The following is an 18,173-nucleotide window of genomic DNA, read 5'->3' as shown; positions in this document are numbered from 1 at the left end:
GATGGCAGCATCGGTACGCGAGCTACGCGCGAAGATCAGGTCCACCCAGGCGACCAAGCAGATCACCCGCGCCATGGAGCTCATCGCTGCGTCGCGCATCATCAAGGCGCAGCAGCGGGCGGCGGCGGCAGCGCCGTACGCCCGTGAGCTCACGCGCGCCGTGGCTGCTGTCGCCACCTTCTCCAACGTCGAGCACGCGCTGACCACGGAGAAGAGCGACCGGAACAAGGCCGCGGTCCTGGTCATCGCGAGCGACCGCGGTCTGGCGGGTGCCTACTCGGCATCGGTCATGAAGGAGGCCGAGCGTCTCGTCGAGAAGCTGAGGAGCGAGGGCAAGGACGTTGATCTGTACCTCTCGGGCCGCAAGGCCGAGGCGTACTACAACTTCCGCGGCCGCGACTACGTGAAGTCGTGGACGGGCTTCTCCGACAAGCCGGAGTACTCCCACGCGCGAGAGATCGGCAACACGCTGGTCCGGACGTTCCACATCGACGGCGATGACGAGGCGGACGAGCTCGACCCGCTCGTTGCGGCGGACGAGCTGCACGTGGTGTTCACCCGGTTCAAGTCGATGCTGGTGCAGGTGCCGGACGTCATCCGTCTGCTCCCGCTGGAAGTCGTGGCGGGAACCGAGGCCCCGGCCGAGGAAGACCTCCTGCCGCTCTACGAGTTCGAGCCGTCGGCACACGAGGTCCTCAACGCGCTGCTTCCCAAGTACATCCACAGCCGCATCTACTACTGCTTGCTGCAGGCCTCGGCCTCGGAGCTCGCGGCCCGTCAGAAGGCCATGAAGTCGGCCACTGACAACGCGCAGGACCTCATCGAGAAGTACACCCGAACAGCCAACCAGGCCCGCCAGGCCGGTATTACCCAGGAGATCAGCGAGATCGTGGGCGGCGCCAACGCGCTTGCTGACGCCTCCGCTGGGAGTGAGTGAGAGAGATGCCTACCAACACCGCAGAGACCCAGACCACCGAGCTGGCCACCGGCCGGGTCGCGCGCGTCATCGGCCCGGTGCTCGACATCGAGTTCCCGAGCGACGCCATCCCCGACATGTACAACGCGCTGAAGGTCGACGCCACGATCGACGGCGTCACCGAGACGCTGACCCTCGAGGTCGCCCTGCACATCGGTGACGGACTGGTCCGCGCGATCAGCCTGCGTCCCACCGACGGCATCGTCCGCGGCTCGACGGTCATCAACACCGGCGGACCGATCATGGTGCCGGTGGGTGACGAGACGCTCGGCAAGGTGTTCAACACCACGGGCGACGTCATGAACCTCAAGGAGGGTGAGGTCTGGGAGGTCAAGGAGCGTCGTGGCATCCACGGCAAGGCGCCTGCCTTCGATCAGCTCGAGTCCAAGACCGAGATGTTCCAGACCGGCATCAAGGTCATCGACCTTCTGACGCCGTACGTGCTCGGCGGAAAGATCGGCCTGTTCGGTGGCGCCGGCGTCGGCAAGACCGTGCTGATCCAGGAGATGATCGCCCGCGTGGCCCGCGACCACGGTGGTGTGTCGGTGTTCGCCGGTGTCGGTGAGCGCACCCGTGAGGGCAACGACCTCATCGTCGAGATGGAGGAGGCCGGCGTCCTCGGACAGACCGCCCTCGTCTTCGGCCAGATGGACGAGCCGCCGGGAGCGCGTCTTCGCGTCGCCCTGTCGGCCCTGACGATGGCCGAGTACTTCCGCGACGTGCAGAAGCAGGACGTGCTGCTGTTCATCGACAACATCTTCCGCTTCACGCAGGCCGGTTCCGAGGTCTCCACGCTGCTCGGCCGCATGCCGTCCGCCGTGGGTTACCAGCCGACGCTGGCCGACGAGATGGGTGTGCTCCAGGAGCGCATCACCTCGACGCGCGGTCACTCGATCACCTCGCTGCAGGCGATCTACGTGCCGGCCGATGACTACACCGACCCGGCTCCGGCCACGACGTTCGCGCACCTGGACGCCACGACCGAACTTAACCGTGAGATCGCGTCGATGGGCATCTACCCGGCCGTGGACCCGCTGACGTCGACCTCGCGCATCCTCGACCCGCGCTACATCAGCGCTGATCACTACAACACCGCGAACCGCGTCAAGAGCATCCTGCAGCGCAACAAGGAGCTCCAGGACATCATCGCGATCCTCGGTGTCGACGAGCTCAGCGAAGAGGACAAGACGCTCGTGTCGCGCGCGCGTCGTATCCAGCGCTTCCTGTCGCAGAACACCTACGTGGCCAAGCAGTTCACCGGCATCGAGGGCTCGACCGTCTCCATCGACGAGACGATCGACGGCTTCACCAAGATCTGTGACGGCGAGTACGATCACGTGGCTGAGCAGGCCTTCTTCATGTGCGGCGGTCTCGAAGACGTCGACAAGAAGTGGGAAGAAATCCAGAAGAGCCTCTGATGGCGAACGATGCAAGCAAGGCCATCCAGGTCGAGCTCGTGGCCGCCGACCGCGTCGTGTGGTCGGGCCAGGCCGGCGAGGTGCTGGCGCGGACGGTGTCGGGCGACCTGGGCATCCTGCCCGGGCACGCTCCGCTGCTGTCCCTGCTGGTCGCCGGCGTCGTCGAGATCAGGCCGCTGGACGGCGAGACGGTTCGTGCAGCGGTCGATGAGGGGTTCTTGTCGGTCTCGGACAACCACGTGTCGATCCTGAGCGAGGACGCTTTCCTCGCCTCGGAGATCGACGCCGCGGCGGTCAAGGCCGACCTGGACGCTGCCCGCGCCGACGATGACGACGCCGCCGTGCGTCGCGCCGAGGCCAAGCTGCGTCTCGTCGACAAGACGTCCTAGGACTCGGGGTCTGGCTGAGGAGGGTTTGCCGTGCCGCTGTGGTGGTGGATGGTCGACTCCCTGCTGTTCGTCGTGGTCCTCTTGGTGCTGCTTCTCGTGGGGCTGCTGGTGCGCGGGCGAGTGATCGCCCGCGCCGGCGGCACCTTCGACATGAGCGTGACGCGCAGCAGCGAGGCCCAGGCCAAGGGCTGGATGCACGGCCTGGCGGTCTACGGCGACACCGAGCTGTGCTGGTTCCGCACGTTCTCGCTGTCGTGGCGTCCGCGGTACCGCTTCACCCGCGGTGAGGTGCAGATCGATGGCAGGCGTGACCCGGTCGGCGACGAGGTGCACGCGATCCACCCCGGTCACCTGATCGTGAGCACCGAGAACCCGGTGGGGGTCAAGCAGCTCGCGATGAGCCCCAACGCGCTCACCGGGCTGCTGTCCTGGCTCGAGTCGTCCCCGCCTGGACAACGTGTCAACAACGTTGTCTGAAATTGATTGACGCCGGCCCCGGGGGCGGGCACAATCATGGGACATTCTTCGGGTCTCGGCCCGTTCCCCCCGGACCAAAGGTGACCGCAGTGATGAAGCGTCTTGTCGTCGGAGTTTTCGTATCGTCCGTCGCGTTTTTCGGAGTGGTTCCCGCAGCTTCTGCCGCCCCGGCCAGTGACTCGGTCTCGGCCAAGGTTCAGAAGGTCAAGAAGGCCAAGATCATCGACTGGGACGCGCCCAAGCCGGCCAAGCCGAGCAAGGCCATCGACTGGGATGCCCCCAAGCCGATCGGCGGCGGCGTCTCGACGCTGCGCATCGACTGGGACTGATCCTCAGCGCTCGCCGCCCGGCACCCACAGCACATCGCCCGTCTCACGATTGGCGTGACGGCCCAGGATGAACAGCAGGTCGCTGAGCCGGTTGAGGTACTTGGCGGTGAGGATGTTCATGGTTTCGCCGTGCTGCTCGATCGCCGCCCAGGCTGATCGTTCGGCACGGCGTGTCACCGTGCACGCAATGTGGACGGCCGCGGCAGCGGGCGTCCCCCCGCGCAGGATGAACGAACGCAGCTTCGGCACCTGCTCGTTGTAGTGATCGCACCACGCCTCGAGGCGGTCGATGTAGTCGGTCTCGACCCGCAGAGGCGGATACTCCGGGTTCTTGACCACGGGGCACGACAGATCGGCCCCGACGTCGAACAGGTCGTTCTGGATGTGGGTCAGGATGGCCACGACGTCCGGGTCGAGCGTGCCGAGCGAGATCGCGAAGCCGATCTGCGCATTGGCCTCGTCGACGTCGGCGTAGGCGGCGATGCGCAGGTCCAGCTTGCTGGTCTTGCTCATGTCGCCCAGGTTCGTCGTGCCGTCGTCGCCGGTGCGGGTGTAGATACGCGTCAGGTTCACCATGGACTGGAGTGTAGAGGCGCCGCGTCCTGCTCGCGGCCGGGGCGGGTGCGAGCAGGACGTGCATGTGATCCGCGCCGCAGTCTCGCCGTGGCAGGTTACGGACAGGTAACCTGACCCGCATGCCTGACAAGCCCTGGGTGATGCGCACATATGCCGGTCACAGCTCCGCTGCCGAGTCGAATGCTCTGTACCGGCGCAATCTGGCGAAGGGTCAGACCGGTCTCTCGGTCGCCTTCGACCTGCCGACACAGACGGGTTACGACCCCGATCACGAGCTCAGCAGGGGAGAGGTCGGCAAGGTCGGCGTCCCGATCCCGCACCTGGGCGCGATGCGGCGTCTGTTCCAGGACATCCCCCTGGACACCATGAACACCTCGATGACCATCAACGCCACGGCGATGTGGCTGCTGGCGATGTACCAGGTCGCGGCCGAGGAGCAGGGTGTCGATCCGGCGCTGCTGTCGGGCACGACCCAGAACGACATCATCAAGGAGTACCTGTCCCGCGGCACGTACGTGTTCGGGCCGGCCCCGTCGCTGCGGCTGACGACCGACATGATCGCGTACACCGTCAGCACGATCCCCAAGTGGAACCCGCTGAACATCTGCAGCTATCACCTGCAGGAGGCCGGAGCGACCCCGACGCAGGAGCTCGCCTACGCCCTCAGCACGGCGATCGCCGTGCTCGACTCGGTGCGCGACTCCGGGCAGGTGCCGCAGGAGGAGTTCGAGAAGGTCGTCGGCCGCATCTCGTTCTTCGTCAACGCCGGCGTCCGCTTCGTCGAGGAGACCTGCAAGATGCGCGCCTTCGGGCGCCTGTGGGAGGAGATCACCCGCGAGCGCTACGGCGTGCAGGACCCGAAGATGCGCCGCTTCCGCTACGGCGTCCAGGTCAACTCCCTGGGCCTGACCGAGGCGCAGCCCGAGAACAACGTCCAGCGCATCGTGCTGGAGATGCTGGGAGTCACGCTCAGCAAGGACGCCCGCGCCCGCGCGGTGCAGCTCCCGGCCTGGAACGAGGCCCTCGGCCTGCCGCGTCCGTGGGACCAGCAGTGGTCGCTGCGCCTGCAGCAGGTGCTGGCCTTCGAGTCCGACCTGCTGGAGTACGACGACATCTTCGAGGGCTCGGTCGTCATCGAGGCCAAGGTCGCCGAGCTGTGCGAGGGCGCCAAGGCCGAGATGGACCGGGTGCAGGCCATGGGTGGCGCCGTCGCGGCCGTCGAGTCCGGCTACATGAAGCAGGCGCTCGTCGGCTCGCACTCCGAGCGCCGGGCCAAGATCGAGGCCGGTGACCTGTTGGTCGTGGGCGTCAACTCCTATGTCGAGACCGAGCCGTCCCCGCTGACCGCCGATCTGGACACCGCGATCATGACCGCCGATCCGCAGGCGGAGGCCAATGCCATCGCCGACGTGCAGCAGTGGCGCGAGCAGCGTGACCAGGGTGCCGTCGACGAGGCGCTGGCTCGCCTGCAGAGCGAGGCCAAGACCGATGCGAACCTGATGGAGGCGACGCTGGCCGCGGTCCGGGCGGGCGCCACGGTCGGGGAGTGGGCCGGCGCGCTGCGTGAGGTGTTCGGCGAGTACCGGGCCCCCACGGGCGTCAGCGGCGTGTCCGCCGCCGCCGAGGCCGGCGCCGAGCTGACCGCCGTGCGTGAGCGGGTCCAGCAGACGGGCGACGAGCTGGGCACGCGGCTGCGCTTCCTGGTCGGCAAGCCGGGGCTGGACGGTCACTCCAATGGTGCCGAGCAGATCGCGGTCCGTGCCCGTGACGCCGGCTTCGAGGTCGTCTACCAGGGCATCCGCCTGACGCCTGCGCAGATCGTCGCCGCGGCCGTGGCCGAGGACGTCCACTGCATCGGCCTGTCGATCCTGTCGGGGTCGCACATGGAGCTGGTGCCGGACGTGCAGGCCGCGATGGCCGAGGCTGGCATCGGCGACGTCCCGCTCATCGTCGGCGGGATCATCCCCGAGTCGGACGCCCGCCGGCTCGAGGCATCCGGGGTCGCCGCGGTGTTCACTCCCAAGGACTTCGGCATGACCGCGATCATGGACCGCATCGTCGACGAGATCCGCGCCGCCAACGACCTCGCCTGACGCTGGGCCTGACGTCTTGACCGACCCGCTCGGCGTGTCGTGGTCAAGACGTCAGGGCCAGCGGCGTCAGTTGAGGGGGCGGAAGTCGGCGGGGAGGGCGCCGCCGGCGACGATGTCCCGGGTGAGGTCCTGCAGGGCCATGAGGGCGACGGACTGGCTGGTGGGGCCGTACGACACGCGGGCGACGCCCAGCTCCTCCAGGCGCTCCAGCGGCAGCGAGCCGGGCACCCCGATGACGGTGAGCTTCTGCGGTCCCCAGGCGTCCACGAACGCCGTTACGTCGTCCTCGGTCAGCAGGCCGGGGACGAACACGAGCGGGGCGCCGGCGGCGAGGTACGCCGAGCCGCGCTCGATCGCATCGGCCAGGACATCGGCGTGCGGCCGGTCACCGGCCAGGACGAAGGCGTCCGTGCGGGCGTTGAGCACGAAGTCGATGCCCTCGGCGTGGCCGGCGGCCAGGACGGCCTCGACGGCGGCGACGGCCTCGGGCAGCGGCTTCATCTGATCCTCGAGATTGGCGCCCACCACGCCGACGGACATCGCCTTGCGGGCCGTCTCGCCGGGATTGCCGTAGCCCGCCTCCAGATCGGCGGTCACCGGCAGATCGGTCGCGGCGACCACGGTGCCGATCGCCTCGATCATCAGGTCGACGGGGATGTGCTCGCCGTCCTCGTAGCCGTGCGCGGCGGCGATCGAGTGGCTCGCGGTGGCCAGCGCCTCGATCCCGTCGACGCCCGAGACGACGCGGGCGGTGATGGCGTCCCAGACGTTCACGACCTTCAGCAGGGCGGGATCGGCGTGGAGGGCCAGCAGCTTCTGCGACTGTGCGGTGAGATCGGTCATCGCTCCACGGTAGGAGGTCGCCGCTCGTCTCGCAGGCTCAACGGGTCCTGAGGCTAGCCACGCCTTCGTGGCACCGAGGGCCTACGTTGCCCTACGCTCGGGTCACCGCTCAGGCGGCGATCTTCGTCGAGGTCTTCGAACCGGACTTCTTGGCCGATGACTTGACCTTGACGAGCTTGCGCTTCTTGACGGTGTAGCCCTCGGGAAGGGTTCCCTCGCGCATCATGCGCAAGGGGCAGCGCTTGCAGGCAGGCTTGTCGCTGCAGCACTTCTTCTTGGGCTTCGGTGACACATTCGAGACGATACCAGCGCAAGGTGAGGCTCACCTCACTTTGGTGCTAGACAAGGAACATGGGACACATGGCTGCACCAGCATTCGTCGAACGGCTCAACGAGCAGATCGGTCACGAGTTCAGCGCTCACCAGCAGTACATCGCGATCGCGACGTACTACGACGCGCTGACCATGCCCCAGATGGCCGCGCTGTTCTACCAGCAGGCCCGCGAGGAGCGCGATCACGCGATGATGATGGTCCAGTACCTGCTGGACGCCGATCACACGCCGCGCATCCCCGGCCTGCCCGCGCCCCGGCTGGACTTCGAGGACGTCGTCGAGCCCGTCGTCGCGGCGCTGGCGCAGGAGAAGCAGGTGACCGAGCAGATCAACGACCTGACCCGGATCGCGCGCGAGAACCACGACTACGCCTCGGACCAGTTCATGCAGTGGTTCATCAAGGAGCAGGTCGAGGAGCTGGCCAAGATGAGCGATCTGCTGGCCGTGGTGACTCGTTCCAAGCACGACTACGAGCGCATCGAGGACTGGGTCGCCCGTGAGGACAAGGGCGAGCAGTCCGACCCGACCGCACCGCCCATCGCCGGTGCGTAGCGCGACGATCGCCGCAGCCGCCGTGCTGGCGGTGCTGTCGGCATGCGGTTCGGACGGCTCGAGCGACGACTCCGCCCCCAAGGGGTCCGGCGACCCGTCGGCGTCCGCGACGTCCCTGAAGATCGTGGTCACGCCTGCGGAGGACGCCAAGACGTCCACCTACCGGCTGACCTGCGATCCGGCTGGGGGAGATCACCCGCAGGCGCAGCAGGCCTGCGACGCGCTCGCGGAGGCCGGGGCCTCGGTGTTCGATGCCGTGCCCAAGGACCGGGCCTGCACGACGATCTACGGCGGCCCCCAGACCGCGTCGGTCACCGGCACCTTCGACGGCGAGAAGATCGACGCGACGTTCAGCCGCGCCGACGGCTGCGAGATCGAGCGCTGGGAGAAGCTCGGCACCACGTTCTTCAACGTCCCGCTGCAGTAAGCGCAGCGGGGTCAGAACAGGCGCAGGGACGGGTCGTCGATGCCGCGCAGCTCGTCGTAGTTCACCACGACGCACTCGATGCCGCGGTCCGCCGCCAGTACCCGCGCCTGGGGCTTGATCTCCTGCGCCGCGAAGATGCCCCGGACGGGGCGCAGTGCGGGATCGCGGTTCATGAGCTCCAGGTAGCGGGTCAGCTGCTCGACGCCGTCGATGTCGCCCCGGCGCTTGATCTCGACCGCGACCGAGGCATTGCTCGCATCGCGGCAGAGCAGGTCGACCGGGCCGATCGCGGTCATGAACTCACGTCGGACCAGGCTCATGCCGGGGCCGAGCGCGGTCGTGTGCTCGGCCAGCAGCTCCTGCAGGTGCTTCTCGACGCCGTCCTTCTGCAGGCCGGGGTCGACGCCCAGCTCGTGGGCCGAGTCGTGCAGGACCTCCTCGATGCGGATGCGCAACGTGTCGTCCGTCTTGCCGGCCGTGACCGTCCACTCGATGACCCCGTCATCGGACTGGCCCTCGCGCAGGGTGCACGGCGGGCTCATCCAGTTCAGCGGCTTGTACGAGCCGCCGTCGGAGTGGATCAGCACGGAGCCGTCGTTCTTGACCATGATGAGCCGGGTGGCCAACGGAAGATGTGCCGCCAGTCGTCCTGCGTAGTCGACCTGGCAGCGGGCGATGACCAGTCTCACTCGACGCGGGTGGCGGTGCCGAGCGTGAACTTCAGCGTCTCGCCCTCGATCGTGCCCTTGTCGGTGTTGCCGTCGTCGCCGACCAGCGAGATGGTGTCGCCGTCGACCTGGTACTTGCCGGTGCGGAAGTCGACGACCCCCTGGAAGTCCTCGACGAACGTGCCGTCATCGGCCAGGTGCAGCACGTAGTCCTCGGCCGGGATCTGCCAGTCGCCGCTGAGGGTGGTCGCATCAGGACTGCTGGGATCGACCGACGGTGTCGCGCTGGCCGTCTCCGACGGGGTCGTCGGAGCGGGTGTGGATTCGCCGGCAGAGCCGTCAGAACCGCAGCCCGCGAGAACGGTCAGAATGGCGCCGCCGATGGCAGTGGCGAGCGTCACGCGTCGATGCATGCTTCCCCCTAGGGCAGTGGACAAGGTCACGCTAGTGTGGCACGACCGCTTTATTACTGAGGAGTAGCCATGCAGGAGATCGTCGATCGTCTCACCCACAGTGACCCGGCCGCTGATGTCGTCCGGAGACTGCTGCTGCCCTATCTGAACCACGCCGCCACGATGTACGAGAGCGGGTACGCGACCAGCGACGACATCGATGCGGCGATGCGTTTCGGCTGCGGCTACCCCGTCGGGCCCCTTGCGCTGGCGGACGCCATCGGCGCCCAGGCCCTCGTGACGGGTCTGGACAAGCTCTACGCCGAGACCGGCGACGAGGTGCACCAGCCGGCCTCGGTCCTGACGACGCAGGCCGCCGACGGCACGACCTTCGCCAGCGCCGCCGCCGGGGACGTCCCGGTGCCGCAGCTGCGCCACGAGATCAGCCGGGTCGGCGTCGTCGGCACCGGCACGATGGCCTCCGGCATCGTGGAGGTCTTCGCCAAGGCCGGCTACGACGTGACCGTCATCGGCCGCAGCGACGACAAGATCGCCGGTGTCGTCGCGGCGATCACCAAGAGCCTGGACAAGGCCGTCTCCCGCGGCAAGCTCGACGAGGACGGCAAGGCGACGGTCCTGGCCCGCCTGACGGGCGCCACGGAGCGCTCGGCCCTGGCCGACGCCGATCTGGTCGTCGAGGCCATCGCCGAGGACCTGGACGTCAAGCTCGAGCTGTTCGCCGACCTGGACGCCATCGCCAAGCCCGGCGCGATCCTGGCCACCACGACGTCATCGCTGTCGATCAACGCCTGCGCCGCGGCGACGAAGCGTCCCCAGGACGTCATCGGCATGCACTTCTTCAACCCGGCGGCCGTCATGAAGCTCGTCGAGGTCGTCACGGCGGACGAGACGTCCGAGGAGGTCGACGAGACCGTCCGCGCCCTGTGCCTGGCCATCGGCAAGCACCCGGTCTCGTGCGGCGACCGCGCGGGCTTCATCGTCAACGCCCTGCTGTTCCCCTACCTCAACGACGCGATCAAGCTGTCCGAGGCCGGGGTGGCGAGCGTCGAGGAGATCGACGAGGCGCTGCGGTCGACCCAGCTGCCGATGGGCCCGTTCCAGCTGCTGGACGTCGTCGGCAACGACGTGTCCCTGGCGATCCAGCGATCGCTGGTCAGCACCTTCGGCCACGCCGGCTGGCAGCCCGCCCGGACCCTGGAGCAGAAGGTCGCCGAGGGCAAGCTGGGGCGCAAGACCGGCGAGGGCTTCCACACCTACTGACGGCGCGTGCGGGCTGCGGGCAGCGTCCGGTCCGACCGTAGACTGGACGCATGCCCCGCAGACGTGTCGCCCGACCGACGGCGCCGCCGTTGAGGGCGAGCAGCGAGGTGCAGGAGCGCAAGGCCGACGGCGACTGGTTCGTGCGGCCGACCCAGGGCTCGTCCCTGAAGGACTACCGGTGCCCAGGCTGCTCCCAGCTCATCCGCCGCGGGATGCGGCACGTCGTGGCCTGGCCGGTCGAGAAGTCCCTGCTCAGCGACGCCGCCATCGACGAACGCCGGCACTGGCACACCGCCTGCTGGACGAGGAAGCACTAGATCATTGACTCAGCGAATCCGTGGAAACTCCGTCCTGCCTGCCCGGCGGGAGCCCATCACCCTCGAGACCGCCGACGGCCTGAAGCTGGTCGGTGAGCTGGCGCTCCCGCCCGAGCGGCCGCCGGTGGCCACGATGATCTGCCTGCACCCGCTGCCCACGCACGGCGGCATGATGGACAGCCACCTGTTCCGCAAGGCGTCCTACCGCCTGCCGGCGCTGGCCGACATCGCCGTGCTGCGTTTCAACACGCGGGGCACCTCCAGCGTGCAGGGCACGAGCGAGGGCGCCTTCGACAACGCGGTGGGGGAGCGGTTCGACGTCGCGGCTGCGGTCGAGCACGCCGAGTTCGCCGACCTGCCCAACATCTGGCTGGTCGGCTGGTCCTTCGGCACCGACCTGACCTTGATGTACGGCCTCGAGCCGTCGGTCGCCGGGATCGTCCTGCTGTCACCGCCGCTGCGCTACTCCAAGCCCGAGCACCTGGACGCCTGGGCGCAGTCGGGCAAGCCGGTCACCGCGATCGTGCCCGAGCACGACGACTACCTGCAGCCGCCGGAGGCGCGCGAGCGCTTCGCGGCGATCCCGCAGGCCGAGGTGATCGCGGTCGACGGCGCCAAGCACCTGTGGGTCGGCGACTCCGAGCGGGTGCTCGACGAGATCACCCGCAAGCTCGCCCCGGAGGTCCGCGTGCCGCTGCCGGACACCTGGGACGGCCCCATGGAGCGCGCGGACTCCTCGGCGTACGCCGACCGCACGGTCGCCGCGTTCAGCGACGTCCCCGTGCAGCCGGCGGACTAGCCTCAGCCAGCCTTCGGGGCGCGCTTCTCCGGCGTGCTGTCGTTGTCGGCCTCGGGCTCGACGTCCGTGACCCCGGCATCCGCCGCCTCGACGGTGTCCTCGTCGTCCTCGACCGATGCCGCGGTGTCGTCGGCCGCGACGGTCGGGTTCTCGACCCTGATCTCGGGGGCGAAGCTGGCCACGATGTCGCGCAGCTGACCCATCTGGGCCATGATGCCGTCGCGGCGGCGCTGCAGCTCCTCGACCTCGGCGCGCAGCGCGCGGGTCTGGCGGTCGACCTCGGCGGTCGCGGTGGCGCGGATCTTCTTGGCCTCGGCACCAGAGCTGGCGACCACCTGTGCTGCTTCGACCTTGGCGGCCTCCACCAGACGAGCGGCTTCGGCGACCGCGGCCTCACGCGCCTTGGCGGCCTGGGCCATGACGTCGCGGCCGCGCTCCTCGGCGGCACTGGCACGCGTCTCGGCGTCCTGCACGAGCTTGGCGGTCTTCTCCATGGCCGAGGCGTGGTTCTCGGTCGCCTCGCGGGCCAGGCGCTCCTTCTCCACGGCCAGCACACGGCGGGCCTCGGTGACCTCACGGTCGGCCGCGGCGCGGGCCTGCTCGACCTCGCGGGTCGCGGTCAGGTGCAGGTTCTGGGCCTCCTGCTCGGCGGCGAGCTTGAGCTGGGCGGCCTCACGCTCGGCCTGCGCGCGCAGGTCGGCGGTGTCGGCGGCGGCCTGGGCGCGCATGGCCTCGGCGTCCTCGAGCAGCTGCTTGCGCTTCTGCTCCAGCTCGACGACCGCACGTCCACGCAGCTCCTCGGCCTCGTGCTGTGCGGTGGCCCGCACGATGACGGCCTCCTCCTCGGCGTGCCTGACCAGCTCCTCGGCCTCGCGAGCCGCCCGGCTGCGGACGTCATCGGCCTCCTGCTCGGCCAGTCCCAGGAGCTGCGCGGCGTGGTGTCCGAGCCCCGCGTAGCTGGGGGTCTGGATGTTCTCGACCCGCTCGGTGAGCTCCTGGACGGTCTCGGCGAGCTTCTCGTTCTCGCTCTGGCTGATCCGCAGCGCCTCGCTCAGCCGGTGGAACTCCGCGGTCTGGGTGCGCACCCAGGCATCGACGGCATCGCTGTCGTAGCCGCCGCGGCGCGCCACCGGGAATGACGTCGGGCGGGCGCTCGAGGCTGAGTCGAAGATGGACAAACCGGGCTGGTCGGACATGCTGAATCCCATCGTGACAAGGAAGAGGCTGGTAGCAGGCAGCGTCGTCTGGTGAGATCAACCCTACCCGCAGAAAACAGGCACCCGTACGACCGCTGCCGGCCGTACGGGTGCCTGTCGGTGGTGTCGGTTTTCAGACGCCGCGGAAGCGGTTGATCGCGTCGACGTGCTTGGCGCGCTTCTCCTCGTTCCGCACGCCCATGCCCTCTTCGGGGGCCAGGCAGAGCACGCCGACCTTGCCCTGGTGCAGGTTGTGGTGCACGTCCAGGGCGGCCTGCCCGGTCTCCTCCAGGGAGTAGACGCGCGACACGGTCGGGTGGATCAGACCCTTGTCGATCAGGCGGTTGGCCTCGTAGGCCTCGCGGTAGTTCGCGAAGTGCGAGCTCTTGATGTTCTTCAGGTTCATCCACAGGTACCGGTTGTCGTACTGGTGCATGTAGCCCGAGGTCGACGCGCAGGTGATGATCGTGCCGCCCTTGCGCGCGACGTAGACGCTGGCACCGAAGGTCTCACGGCCCGGGTGCTCGAAGACGATGTCGGGATCCTCGCCGCCGGTGAGCTCACGGATCTTGGTGCCGAAGCGCTTCCACTCCTTCGGGTCCTGGTTGTGCTCGTCCTTCCAGAACTTGTAGCCCTCGGCGGAGCGGTCGATGACGTGCTCGGCACCCAGGGAGCGCACGATCTCGGCCTTGTCGGGGGAGGACACGATGCAGACCGGGATGGCTCCACCGTTGAGCGCCATCTGGGTCGCATAGGAGCCCAGGCCGCCCGAGGCGCCCCAGATCAGGACGACATCGCCCTGCTTCATGTGCGCGCCGTTCTTGGACACCAGCTGGCGGTACGCCGTGGAGTTCACCAGACCGGGGCTGGCGGCCTCCTCCCAGCTGAGGTGATCGGGCTTGGGCATCAGCTGGTTGGCCTTGACGATGGCCAGCTGGGCCAGGCCGCCGAAGTTGGTCTCGAAGCCCCAGATGCGCTGCTGCGGGTCCATCATCGTGTCGTCGTGGCCGTCGGGGCTCTCCAGCTCGACCGACAGGCAGTGGGCGACGACCTCGGCGCCCGGCTTCCAGGCGTTGACGCCCGGTCCCGTGCGCAGGACGACGCCGGCCAGGTCCGATCCGACCACGTGGTACGGCAGGTCGTGCCGCTTGGAGTACTCGTTCAGGCGGCCGTAGCGCTCGAGGAAGCCGAACGTCGAGACGGGCTCGAAGATCGAGGTCCACACGGTGTTGTAGTTGATCGCGCTGGCCATGACCGCGACCAGGGCCTCACCCGGTGCGAGCTCGGGGATCGGCACGTCGTCGAGGTGCAGGCTCTTGCGCGGATCCTTGTCGCGGCTGGCCATCCCCTCGAACATGTCGACCTCGTCCTTGTGGACGGTGATGCCCTTGTAGGAGTCGGGAAGGGGGATGGACGCGAAGTCCTCGGGGGCGGTGTCGCCGGCGAGGATGGCATCGAGAATCTGCTGCACGGGTGGGCCTCCAGGTAGAGATATTCCGGCGATGTTACCGAGCCGTAACCTGACTCGGCATCCGCAAGGTGTGTGATCCAGAACTCAGTGTGCGGACGGTGCGGCGGCCGGCTCGACCAGCTCCACGAGGACTCCGCCGGCATCCTTGGGATGCACGAAGTTGACTCGCGAGTCCGACGTCCCACGCTTGGGCGCGTCGTACAGCAGCCGGACGCCGCGCTCGCGCAGGATCGCGGAGACGGCCTCGATGTCGGCGACCCGGTAGGCCAGCTGCTGGATGCCCTGGCCGTTGCGGGCGATGAACTTGGCGATCGTCGACTCCTCGCTCAGGGGAGCGAGCAGCTGGATGCGGGTGTCGGAGTCGCCGACGGCCAGCATCGCCTCGCGGACGCCCTGCTCCTCGTTGACCTCCTCGTGGACCGAGTGCAGGCCGAAGGTGTTGGCGTAGAACTCGAGGGCGTCGTCGAGATCGGGCACGGCGATGCCGACGTGATCGATCGTGAGCAGGAGGTGGTCAGGAACCAACGGGGACGTCATGCTGATGAGGGTATGGCAACCGACCCGGCCCGGGCGGGTGATCCGAGGCACACTCAGGTCGCTGGCGCGTTACCGCTGGGTAAAGTGCACATACTGTCTTTCACCGAGACTGTCCTCGAAGGAGCTCCTCATGACCCAGTCCGTCATCGTTGCCGGCGCACGCACCCCGATCGGCCGCCTGCTGGGCGGTCTCAAGACCCTCTCCGGCTCCGACCTGGGTGGTCTGGCCATCAAGGGAGCACTGGAGAAGGCCGGGATCACCGGCGACCAGGTCGACTACGTCATCATGGGTCAGGTCCTGACCGCAGGCGCCGGTCAGATGCCCGCGCGCCAGGCCGCGTTCAAGGGCGGCATCCCGCTGGACGTCCCGTCGGTCTCCATCAACAAGGTGTGCCTGTCGGGCATCAACGCGATCGCGCTGGCCGACCAGCTGATCCGCGCCGGTGAGTACGACGTCGTCGTCGCCGGTGGCCAGGAGTCGATGACCCAGGCGCCGCACCTGCTGCTCGGCTCCCGTGAGGGCACCAAGTACGGCGACACCAAGCTCACCGACCACATGGCCTTCGACGGCCTGTGGGACGCCATGACCGATCAGGCCATGGGCGGCCTGACCGAGCAGATCAACAAGGACGTCCAGAGCTTCAGCCGCGAGGAGCAGGACGCCTTCAGCGCCCGCTCGCACCAGCTGGCCGCGACGGCCCAGAAGAACGGCGTCTTCGACGACGAGATCGTCCCGGTCGAGATCCCCACCCGCAAGGGCGACCCGATCGTGGTGTCCGCCGACGAGGGCGTTCGCGGCGACACGACCGTCGAGTCGCTGGGCAAGCTGCGTCCGGCGTTCGCCAAGGACGGCACCATCACGGCCGGCTCGGCCAGCCAGATCTCCGACGGCGCCGCAGCGGTCGTCGTCATGAGCAAGGCCAAGGCCGAGGAGCTCGGACTGTCCTGGATCGCGGAGATCGGTGCCGCCGGTGTCGTGGCCGGACCCGACTCGAGCCTGCAGAGCCAGCCGGCCAACGCGATCAAGCAGGCCGTCGCCAAGGAGGGCATCACGCCCGCCGACCTGGACCTGGTCGAGATCAACGAGGCCTTCGCCGCCGTCGGCCTGGCCAGCGCCCGCGAGCTGGGCATCTCCGAGGACATCGTCAACGTCAACGGCGGCGCGATCGCCCTGGGCCACCCCATCGGCGCCAGCGGCGCCCGCGTCGTCCTGCACCTCGCCCTCGAGCTGGCCCGTCGTGGTGGCGGCACCGGTGCGGCGGCCCTGTGCGGCGGCGGTGGTCAGGGCGATGCGCTGATCATCCGCGTCCCCAAGCAGTAGCACGCGGCACCGCGTTCACGTGACGAAGAACAGTCGCGCCATTCCCGTGGCCGAGCTCGTGCAGCAAGCACGTGCCGGGCAACCACGGGCGGTGGCGCGACTGATCTCGTTGGTGGAGGACCGGTCGCCGTCCCTGCGGGAGGTCAGCGCGGCGCTGGCGCCCCTGACCGGCAGGGCCCACATCGTGGGCATCACCGGTTCGCCGGGGGTCGGCAAGTCGACGTCGACCTCCGCCCTGGTGGCCGCGCTGCGTGCCCAGGGCCGCCGCGTCGGGGTGCTCGCGGTCGACCCGACCTCGCCGTTCTCCGGCGGGGCGCTGCTCGGTGACCGCGTGCGCATGCAGGACCACGCGCTCGACGACGGCGTCTTCATCCGGTCGATGGCCAGCCGTGGGCACCTCGGCGGGCTGTCGGCCACGGCTCCCCAGGCCCTGCGGGTGCTCGACGCGGCCGGTTGCGATGTCGTGCTGGTCGAGACGGTCGGCGTCGGGCAGTCCGAGGTGGAGATCGCCGGGCTCGCCGACACGACCCTGGTGCTGCTGGCGCCCGGCATGGGCGACGGCATCCAGGCGGCGAAGGCCGGGATCCTGGAGATCGGTGACGTCTTCGTGGTCAACAAGGCGGACCGGGACGGTGCCCAGTCGACCCGCCGCGAGCTGCGGTCGGTCATCGGCATGACGGACCGCCCGGACGGCGCCTGGAAACCGCCGATCCTGCTGACCACCGCGACGTCCGGTGCCGGGGTCGACGAGGTCGTCGAGGCGATCGAGGAACACCGCCGGCACCTGGACGAGTCGGGGGAGCTGACCCGTCGCCGGCTCGCCCGCGTCCGACGTGAGATCGAGGCGCTCGCGCTCACCGAGGTGCGGTCGCGGTTCGCCCACCTGTCCGGCGACGCCCGCCTCGACACGCTGGCGGCCGAGGTGCTGGACGGGCGGACCGACCCGTTCGCGGCCGCCGACACGCTCGTCGAGACGCTCTGAGACCGGCGCGGTATGTGCGTCGCGCCCGGCGCGCCTGCCGTCGCCGGCCGGGATGACGGGCCAGACTTGGCGCGTGCTGAAGAAGATCATCGGGCTGCTCCTCGTCGGGTTCATCATCTATTACCTGTTGAACACCCCGGCCAGTGCAGCGGACGCCGTGAGCGACGCCTTCGAGGGCATCATGGACGCCTTCGAGCAGATCGGCGTCTTCTTCAACGAGCTGAGCAGCTAGGAGAACGATGATCCGGGCGCTGCTGGATCGTCTGCCCGACCAGGACGTCGACCGACACCTGCTCTCCGACGAGGGAGAGATGGTGATCGATCTCGTGCGCCATCACTGGATCGTGTACTGGCGCGCCGTCGCGGAGGTGATCGCGGCGGTGCTGCTGCTCGTGCTGGCCGTGATCGGACCCATCTCGCTGGGCTGGCTCTTCATCGTGCTGTTCCTCGGACTGGTGCTGCACGCCGTGTACCTGACCGCCCGTGAGCAGCGCGACGTCTTCGTCATCACCAACATGCGGGTCTTCCGCATGAGCGGGGTCTTCTCGGTGCGCATCGCGACGATGCCCATCACCCGGATCCTGGACATCACCGTCGAGAAGCCGCTGCTGGGCCGGCTGATCGGGTTCGGGCACTTCATCTTCGAGTCCGCCGCCCAGGCGCAGGGACTGCGGCACATCCGTTTCATCGGCGACCCCGATGGGCGTGACCTCACGATCCAGCGCGTCATCCAGCGCTCGGGCCTGCGCGGCAAGACCATGGAACAACGGCTGATGGACGGCAACTGACCTCAGCG

Annotated in this window: 23 protein-coding genes; 15 read left to right on the top strand and 8 right to left on the bottom strand. The window is 68.7% G+C overall.

Annotation, left to right across the window (positions count from 1 at the left end; genetic code table 11):
* Position 1: 1 nt before the first annotated feature.
* The 5 genes from NQV15_RS13110 (at position 2) to NQV15_RS13090 (ending at position 3,589) form a co-directional block, all read left to right on the top strand.
* Positions 2-937, top strand: a complete 936-nt coding sequence (locus tag NQV15_RS13110) for a F0F1 ATP synthase subunit gamma (RefSeq protein ID WP_232401905.1) — start codon at positions 2-4, stop codon at positions 935-937.
* Between the two features lie 5 nt (positions 938-942).
* Positions 943-2,394 carry a F0F1 ATP synthase subunit beta gene (atpD, locus tag NQV15_RS13105; protein ID WP_232401906.1) on the top strand — a complete coding sequence of 484 codons (1,452 nt, stop codon included), beginning with the start codon at positions 943-945 and terminating at the stop codon, positions 2,392-2,394.
* Positions 2,394-2,783, top strand: a complete 390-nt coding sequence (locus tag NQV15_RS13100) for a F0F1 ATP synthase subunit epsilon (RefSeq protein WP_232401908.1) — start codon at positions 2,394-2,396, stop codon at positions 2,781-2,783. Before atpD ends, NQV15_RS13100 begins: the two co-directional genes overlap by 1 nt.
* 30 nt (positions 2,784-2,813) lie before the next feature.
* On the top strand, positions 2,814-3,260 hold the full coding sequence (locus tag NQV15_RS13095) for a DUF2550 domain-containing protein (RefSeq protein ID WP_232401911.1): 447 nt from the start codon (positions 2,814-2,816) through the stop codon (positions 3,258-3,260).
* A 143-nt stretch (positions 3,261-3,403) separates the two neighbouring features.
* Entirely contained in the window at positions 3,404-3,589 is a 186-nt protein-coding gene (locus NQV15_RS13090) for a CDK5RAP3 family protein (RefSeq protein WP_232401913.1), read from the top strand.
* A 3-nt stretch (positions 3,590-3,592) separates the two neighbouring features.
* On the opposite strand, the gene NQV15_RS13085 is transcribed toward NQV15_RS13090, so the two are convergent.
* On the bottom strand, positions 3,593-4,165 hold the full coding sequence (locus NQV15_RS13085) for a cob(I)yrinic acid a,c-diamide adenosyltransferase (RefSeq protein ID WP_232401914.1): 573 nt from the start codon (positions 4,163-4,165) through the stop codon (positions 3,593-3,595).
* Between the two features lie 119 nt (positions 4,166-4,284).
* Between NQV15_RS13085 and NQV15_RS13080 the strand changes: the two genes are divergently transcribed.
* Positions 4,285-6,258, top strand: a complete 1,974-nt coding sequence (locus NQV15_RS13080; protein ID WP_232401916.1) for a protein meaA — start codon at positions 4,285-4,287, stop codon at positions 6,256-6,258.
* A gap of 66 nt (positions 6,259-6,324) precedes the next feature.
* On the opposite strand, the gene NQV15_RS13075 is transcribed toward NQV15_RS13080, so the two are convergent.
* Positions 6,325-7,101, bottom strand: coding sequence for an isocitrate lyase/PEP mutase family protein (locus NQV15_RS13075; RefSeq protein ID WP_232401917.1), 777 nt, complete (start codon positions 7,099-7,101; stop codon positions 6,325-6,327).
* A gap of 109 nt (positions 7,102-7,210) precedes the next feature.
* On the bottom strand, positions 7,211-7,393 hold the full coding sequence (locus tag NQV15_RS13070; protein ID WP_232401919.1) for a hypothetical protein: 183 nt from the start codon (positions 7,391-7,393) through the stop codon (positions 7,211-7,213).
* Positions 7,394-7,461: 68 nt separating this feature from the next.
* Between NQV15_RS13070 and NQV15_RS13065 the strand changes: the two genes are divergently transcribed.
* Together NQV15_RS13065 and NQV15_RS13060 are read left to right on the top strand one after the other, a co-directional pair.
* Positions 7,462-7,986, top strand: coding sequence for a ferritin (locus NQV15_RS13065; RefSeq protein WP_232401921.1), 525 nt, complete (start codon positions 7,462-7,464; stop codon positions 7,984-7,986).
* Positions 7,979-8,413, top strand: coding sequence for an SSI family serine proteinase inhibitor (locus NQV15_RS13060; RefSeq protein WP_232401923.1), 435 nt, complete (start codon positions 7,979-7,981; stop codon positions 8,411-8,413). Before NQV15_RS13065 ends, NQV15_RS13060 begins: the two co-directional genes overlap by 8 nt.
* An 11-nt stretch (positions 8,414-8,424) precedes the next feature.
* Here NQV15_RS13060 and nucS read toward each other — a convergent pair whose 3' ends face one another.
* Both nucS and NQV15_RS13050 read right to left on the bottom strand, forming a co-directional pair.
* Positions 8,425-9,102: an endonuclease NucS gene (nucS, locus tag NQV15_RS13055; RefSeq protein ID WP_232401925.1), complete on the bottom strand. Its 678-nt coding sequence runs from the start codon at positions 9,100-9,102 to the stop codon at positions 8,425-8,427.
* Positions 9,099-9,494 carry a hypothetical protein gene (locus NQV15_RS13050; protein WP_232401927.1) on the bottom strand — a complete coding sequence of 132 codons (396 nt, stop codon included), beginning with the start codon at positions 9,492-9,494 and terminating at the stop codon, positions 9,099-9,101. The genes nucS and NQV15_RS13050 overlap by 4 nt, the downstream gene beginning before the upstream one ends.
* Positions 9,495-9,563: 69 nt before the next feature.
* Between NQV15_RS13050 and NQV15_RS13045 the strand changes: the two genes are divergently transcribed.
* From NQV15_RS13045 to NQV15_RS13035, 3 genes are read left to right on the top strand one after another with little or no spacing between them, the layout of a single operon-like run.
* Positions 9,564-10,754, top strand: coding sequence for a 3-hydroxyacyl-CoA dehydrogenase NAD-binding domain-containing protein (locus NQV15_RS13045; RefSeq protein WP_232401929.1), 1,191 nt, complete (start codon positions 9,564-9,566; stop codon positions 10,752-10,754).
* 50 nt (positions 10,755-10,804) lie between these two features.
* On the top strand, positions 10,805-11,071 hold the full coding sequence (locus NQV15_RS13040; protein ID WP_232401931.1) for a hypothetical protein: 267 nt from the start codon (positions 10,805-10,807) through the stop codon (positions 11,069-11,071).
* Between the two features lie 4 nt (positions 11,072-11,075).
* On the top strand, positions 11,076-11,870 hold the full coding sequence (locus NQV15_RS13035) for an alpha/beta hydrolase (RefSeq protein ID WP_232401932.1): 795 nt from the start codon (positions 11,076-11,078) through the stop codon (positions 11,868-11,870).
* Between the two features lie 2 nt (positions 11,871-11,872).
* Here NQV15_RS13035 and NQV15_RS13030 read toward each other — a convergent pair whose 3' ends face one another.
* From NQV15_RS13030 to mce, 3 genes are all read right to left on the bottom strand, one after another.
* Positions 11,873-13,066, bottom strand: coding sequence for a coiled-coil domain-containing protein (locus NQV15_RS13030; protein WP_232401934.1), 1,194 nt, complete (start codon positions 13,064-13,066; stop codon positions 11,873-11,875).
* Between the two features lie 133 nt (positions 13,067-13,199).
* Positions 13,200-14,537 (bottom strand): crotonyl-CoA carboxylase/reductase, encoded by a 1,338-nt coding sequence (ccrA, locus tag NQV15_RS13025; protein ID WP_232401945.1) that lies wholly within the window; start codon positions 14,535-14,537, stop codon positions 13,200-13,202.
* A gap of 84 nt (positions 14,538-14,621) precedes the next feature.
* A complete protein-coding gene (mce, locus tag NQV15_RS13020; RefSeq protein WP_232401947.1) occupies positions 14,622-15,074 on the bottom strand; it encodes a methylmalonyl-CoA epimerase in 453 nt (150 codons plus the stop codon).
* A 130-nt stretch (positions 15,075-15,204) separates the two neighbouring features.
* On the opposite strand from mce, the gene NQV15_RS13015 reads away from it, so the two are divergent.
* The 4 genes from NQV15_RS13015 (at position 15,205) to NQV15_RS13000 (ending at position 18,165) form a co-directional block, all read left to right on the top strand.
* Positions 15,205-16,395 carry an acetyl-CoA C-acetyltransferase gene (locus NQV15_RS13015; RefSeq protein ID WP_232401949.1) on the top strand — a complete coding sequence of 397 codons (1,191 nt, stop codon included), beginning with the start codon at positions 15,205-15,207 and terminating at the stop codon, positions 16,393-16,395.
* A gap of 19 nt (positions 16,396-16,414) precedes the next feature.
* A complete protein-coding gene (gene meaB, locus NQV15_RS13010; protein WP_232401951.1) occupies positions 16,415-17,377 on the top strand; it encodes a methylmalonyl Co-A mutase-associated GTPase MeaB in 963 nt (320 codons plus the stop codon).
* Between the two features lie 73 nt (positions 17,378-17,450).
* The gene (locus NQV15_RS13005) at positions 17,451-17,609 is read left to right on the top strand and encodes a hypothetical protein (RefSeq protein WP_232401953.1); all 159 of its coding nucleotides are present in this window, start codon (positions 17,451-17,453) and stop codon (positions 17,607-17,609) included.
* 7 nt (positions 17,610-17,616) lie between these two features.
* On the top strand, positions 17,617-18,165 hold the full coding sequence (locus tag NQV15_RS13000; protein ID WP_232401955.1) for a PH domain-containing protein: 549 nt from the start codon (positions 17,617-17,619) through the stop codon (positions 18,163-18,165).
* Positions 18,166-18,173 lie beyond the last annotated feature (8 nt).

Origin of the sequence: Aeromicrobium wangtongii (assembly GCF_024584515.1) — a bacterium.
GTDB lineage: Bacteria > Actinomycetota > Actinomycetes > Propionibacteriales > Nocardioidaceae > Aeromicrobium > Aeromicrobium wangtongii.
Note: the sequence above shows the minus strand (reverse complement) of the source record. Positions and strands in the feature narration are given on the sequence as shown.

Bases quoted from the DNA above. Each gene is read 5' to 3' on its own strand.
- NQV15_RS13045 (WP_232401929.1), top strand. From the start codon at position 9,564: ATGCAGGAGATCGTCGATCGTCTCACCCACAGTGACCCGGCCGCTGAT.
- mce (WP_232401947.1), bottom strand. From the start codon at position 15,074: ATGACGTCCCCGTTGGTTCCTGACCACCTCCTGCTCACGATCGATCAC.
- NQV15_RS13040 (WP_232401931.1), top strand. From the start codon at position 10,805: ATGCCCCGCAGACGTGTCGCCCGACCGACGGCGCCGCCGTTGAGGGCG.
- NQV15_RS13080 (WP_232401916.1), top strand. From the start codon at position 4,285: ATGCCTGACAAGCCCTGGGTGATGCGCACATATGCCGGTCACAGCTCC.
- atpD (WP_232401906.1), top strand. From the start codon at position 943: ATGCCTACCAACACCGCAGAGACCCAGACCACCGAGCTGGCCACCGGC.
- NQV15_RS13100 (WP_232401908.1), top strand. From the start codon at position 2,394: ATGGCGAACGATGCAAGCAAGGCCATCCAGGTCGAGCTCGTGGCCGCC.
- NQV15_RS13050 (WP_232401927.1), bottom strand. From the start codon at position 9,494: ATGCATCGACGCGTGACGCTCGCCACTGCCATCGGCGGCGCCATTCTG.
- NQV15_RS13065 (WP_232401921.1), top strand. From the start codon at position 7,462: ATGGCTGCACCAGCATTCGTCGAACGGCTCAACGAGCAGATCGGTCAC.
- NQV15_RS13030 (WP_232401934.1), bottom strand. From the start codon at position 13,066: ATGTCCGACCAGCCCGGTTTGTCCATCTTCGACTCAGCCTCGAGCGCC.
- NQV15_RS13015 (WP_232401949.1), top strand. From the start codon at position 15,205: ATGACCCAGTCCGTCATCGTTGCCGGCGCACGCACCCCGATCGGCCGC.
- NQV15_RS13110 (WP_232401905.1), top strand. From the start codon at position 2: ATGGCAGCATCGGTACGCGAGCTACGCGCGAAGATCAGGTCCACCCAG.
- NQV15_RS13000 (WP_232401955.1), top strand. From the start codon at position 17,617: ATGATCCGGGCGCTGCTGGATCGTCTGCCCGACCAGGACGTCGACCGA.
- NQV15_RS13085 (WP_232401914.1), bottom strand. From the start codon at position 4,165: ATGGTGAACCTGACGCGTATCTACACCCGCACCGGCGACGACGGCACG.
- NQV15_RS13075 (WP_232401917.1), bottom strand. From the start codon at position 7,101: ATGACCGATCTCACCGCACAGTCGCAGAAGCTGCTGGCCCTCCACGCC.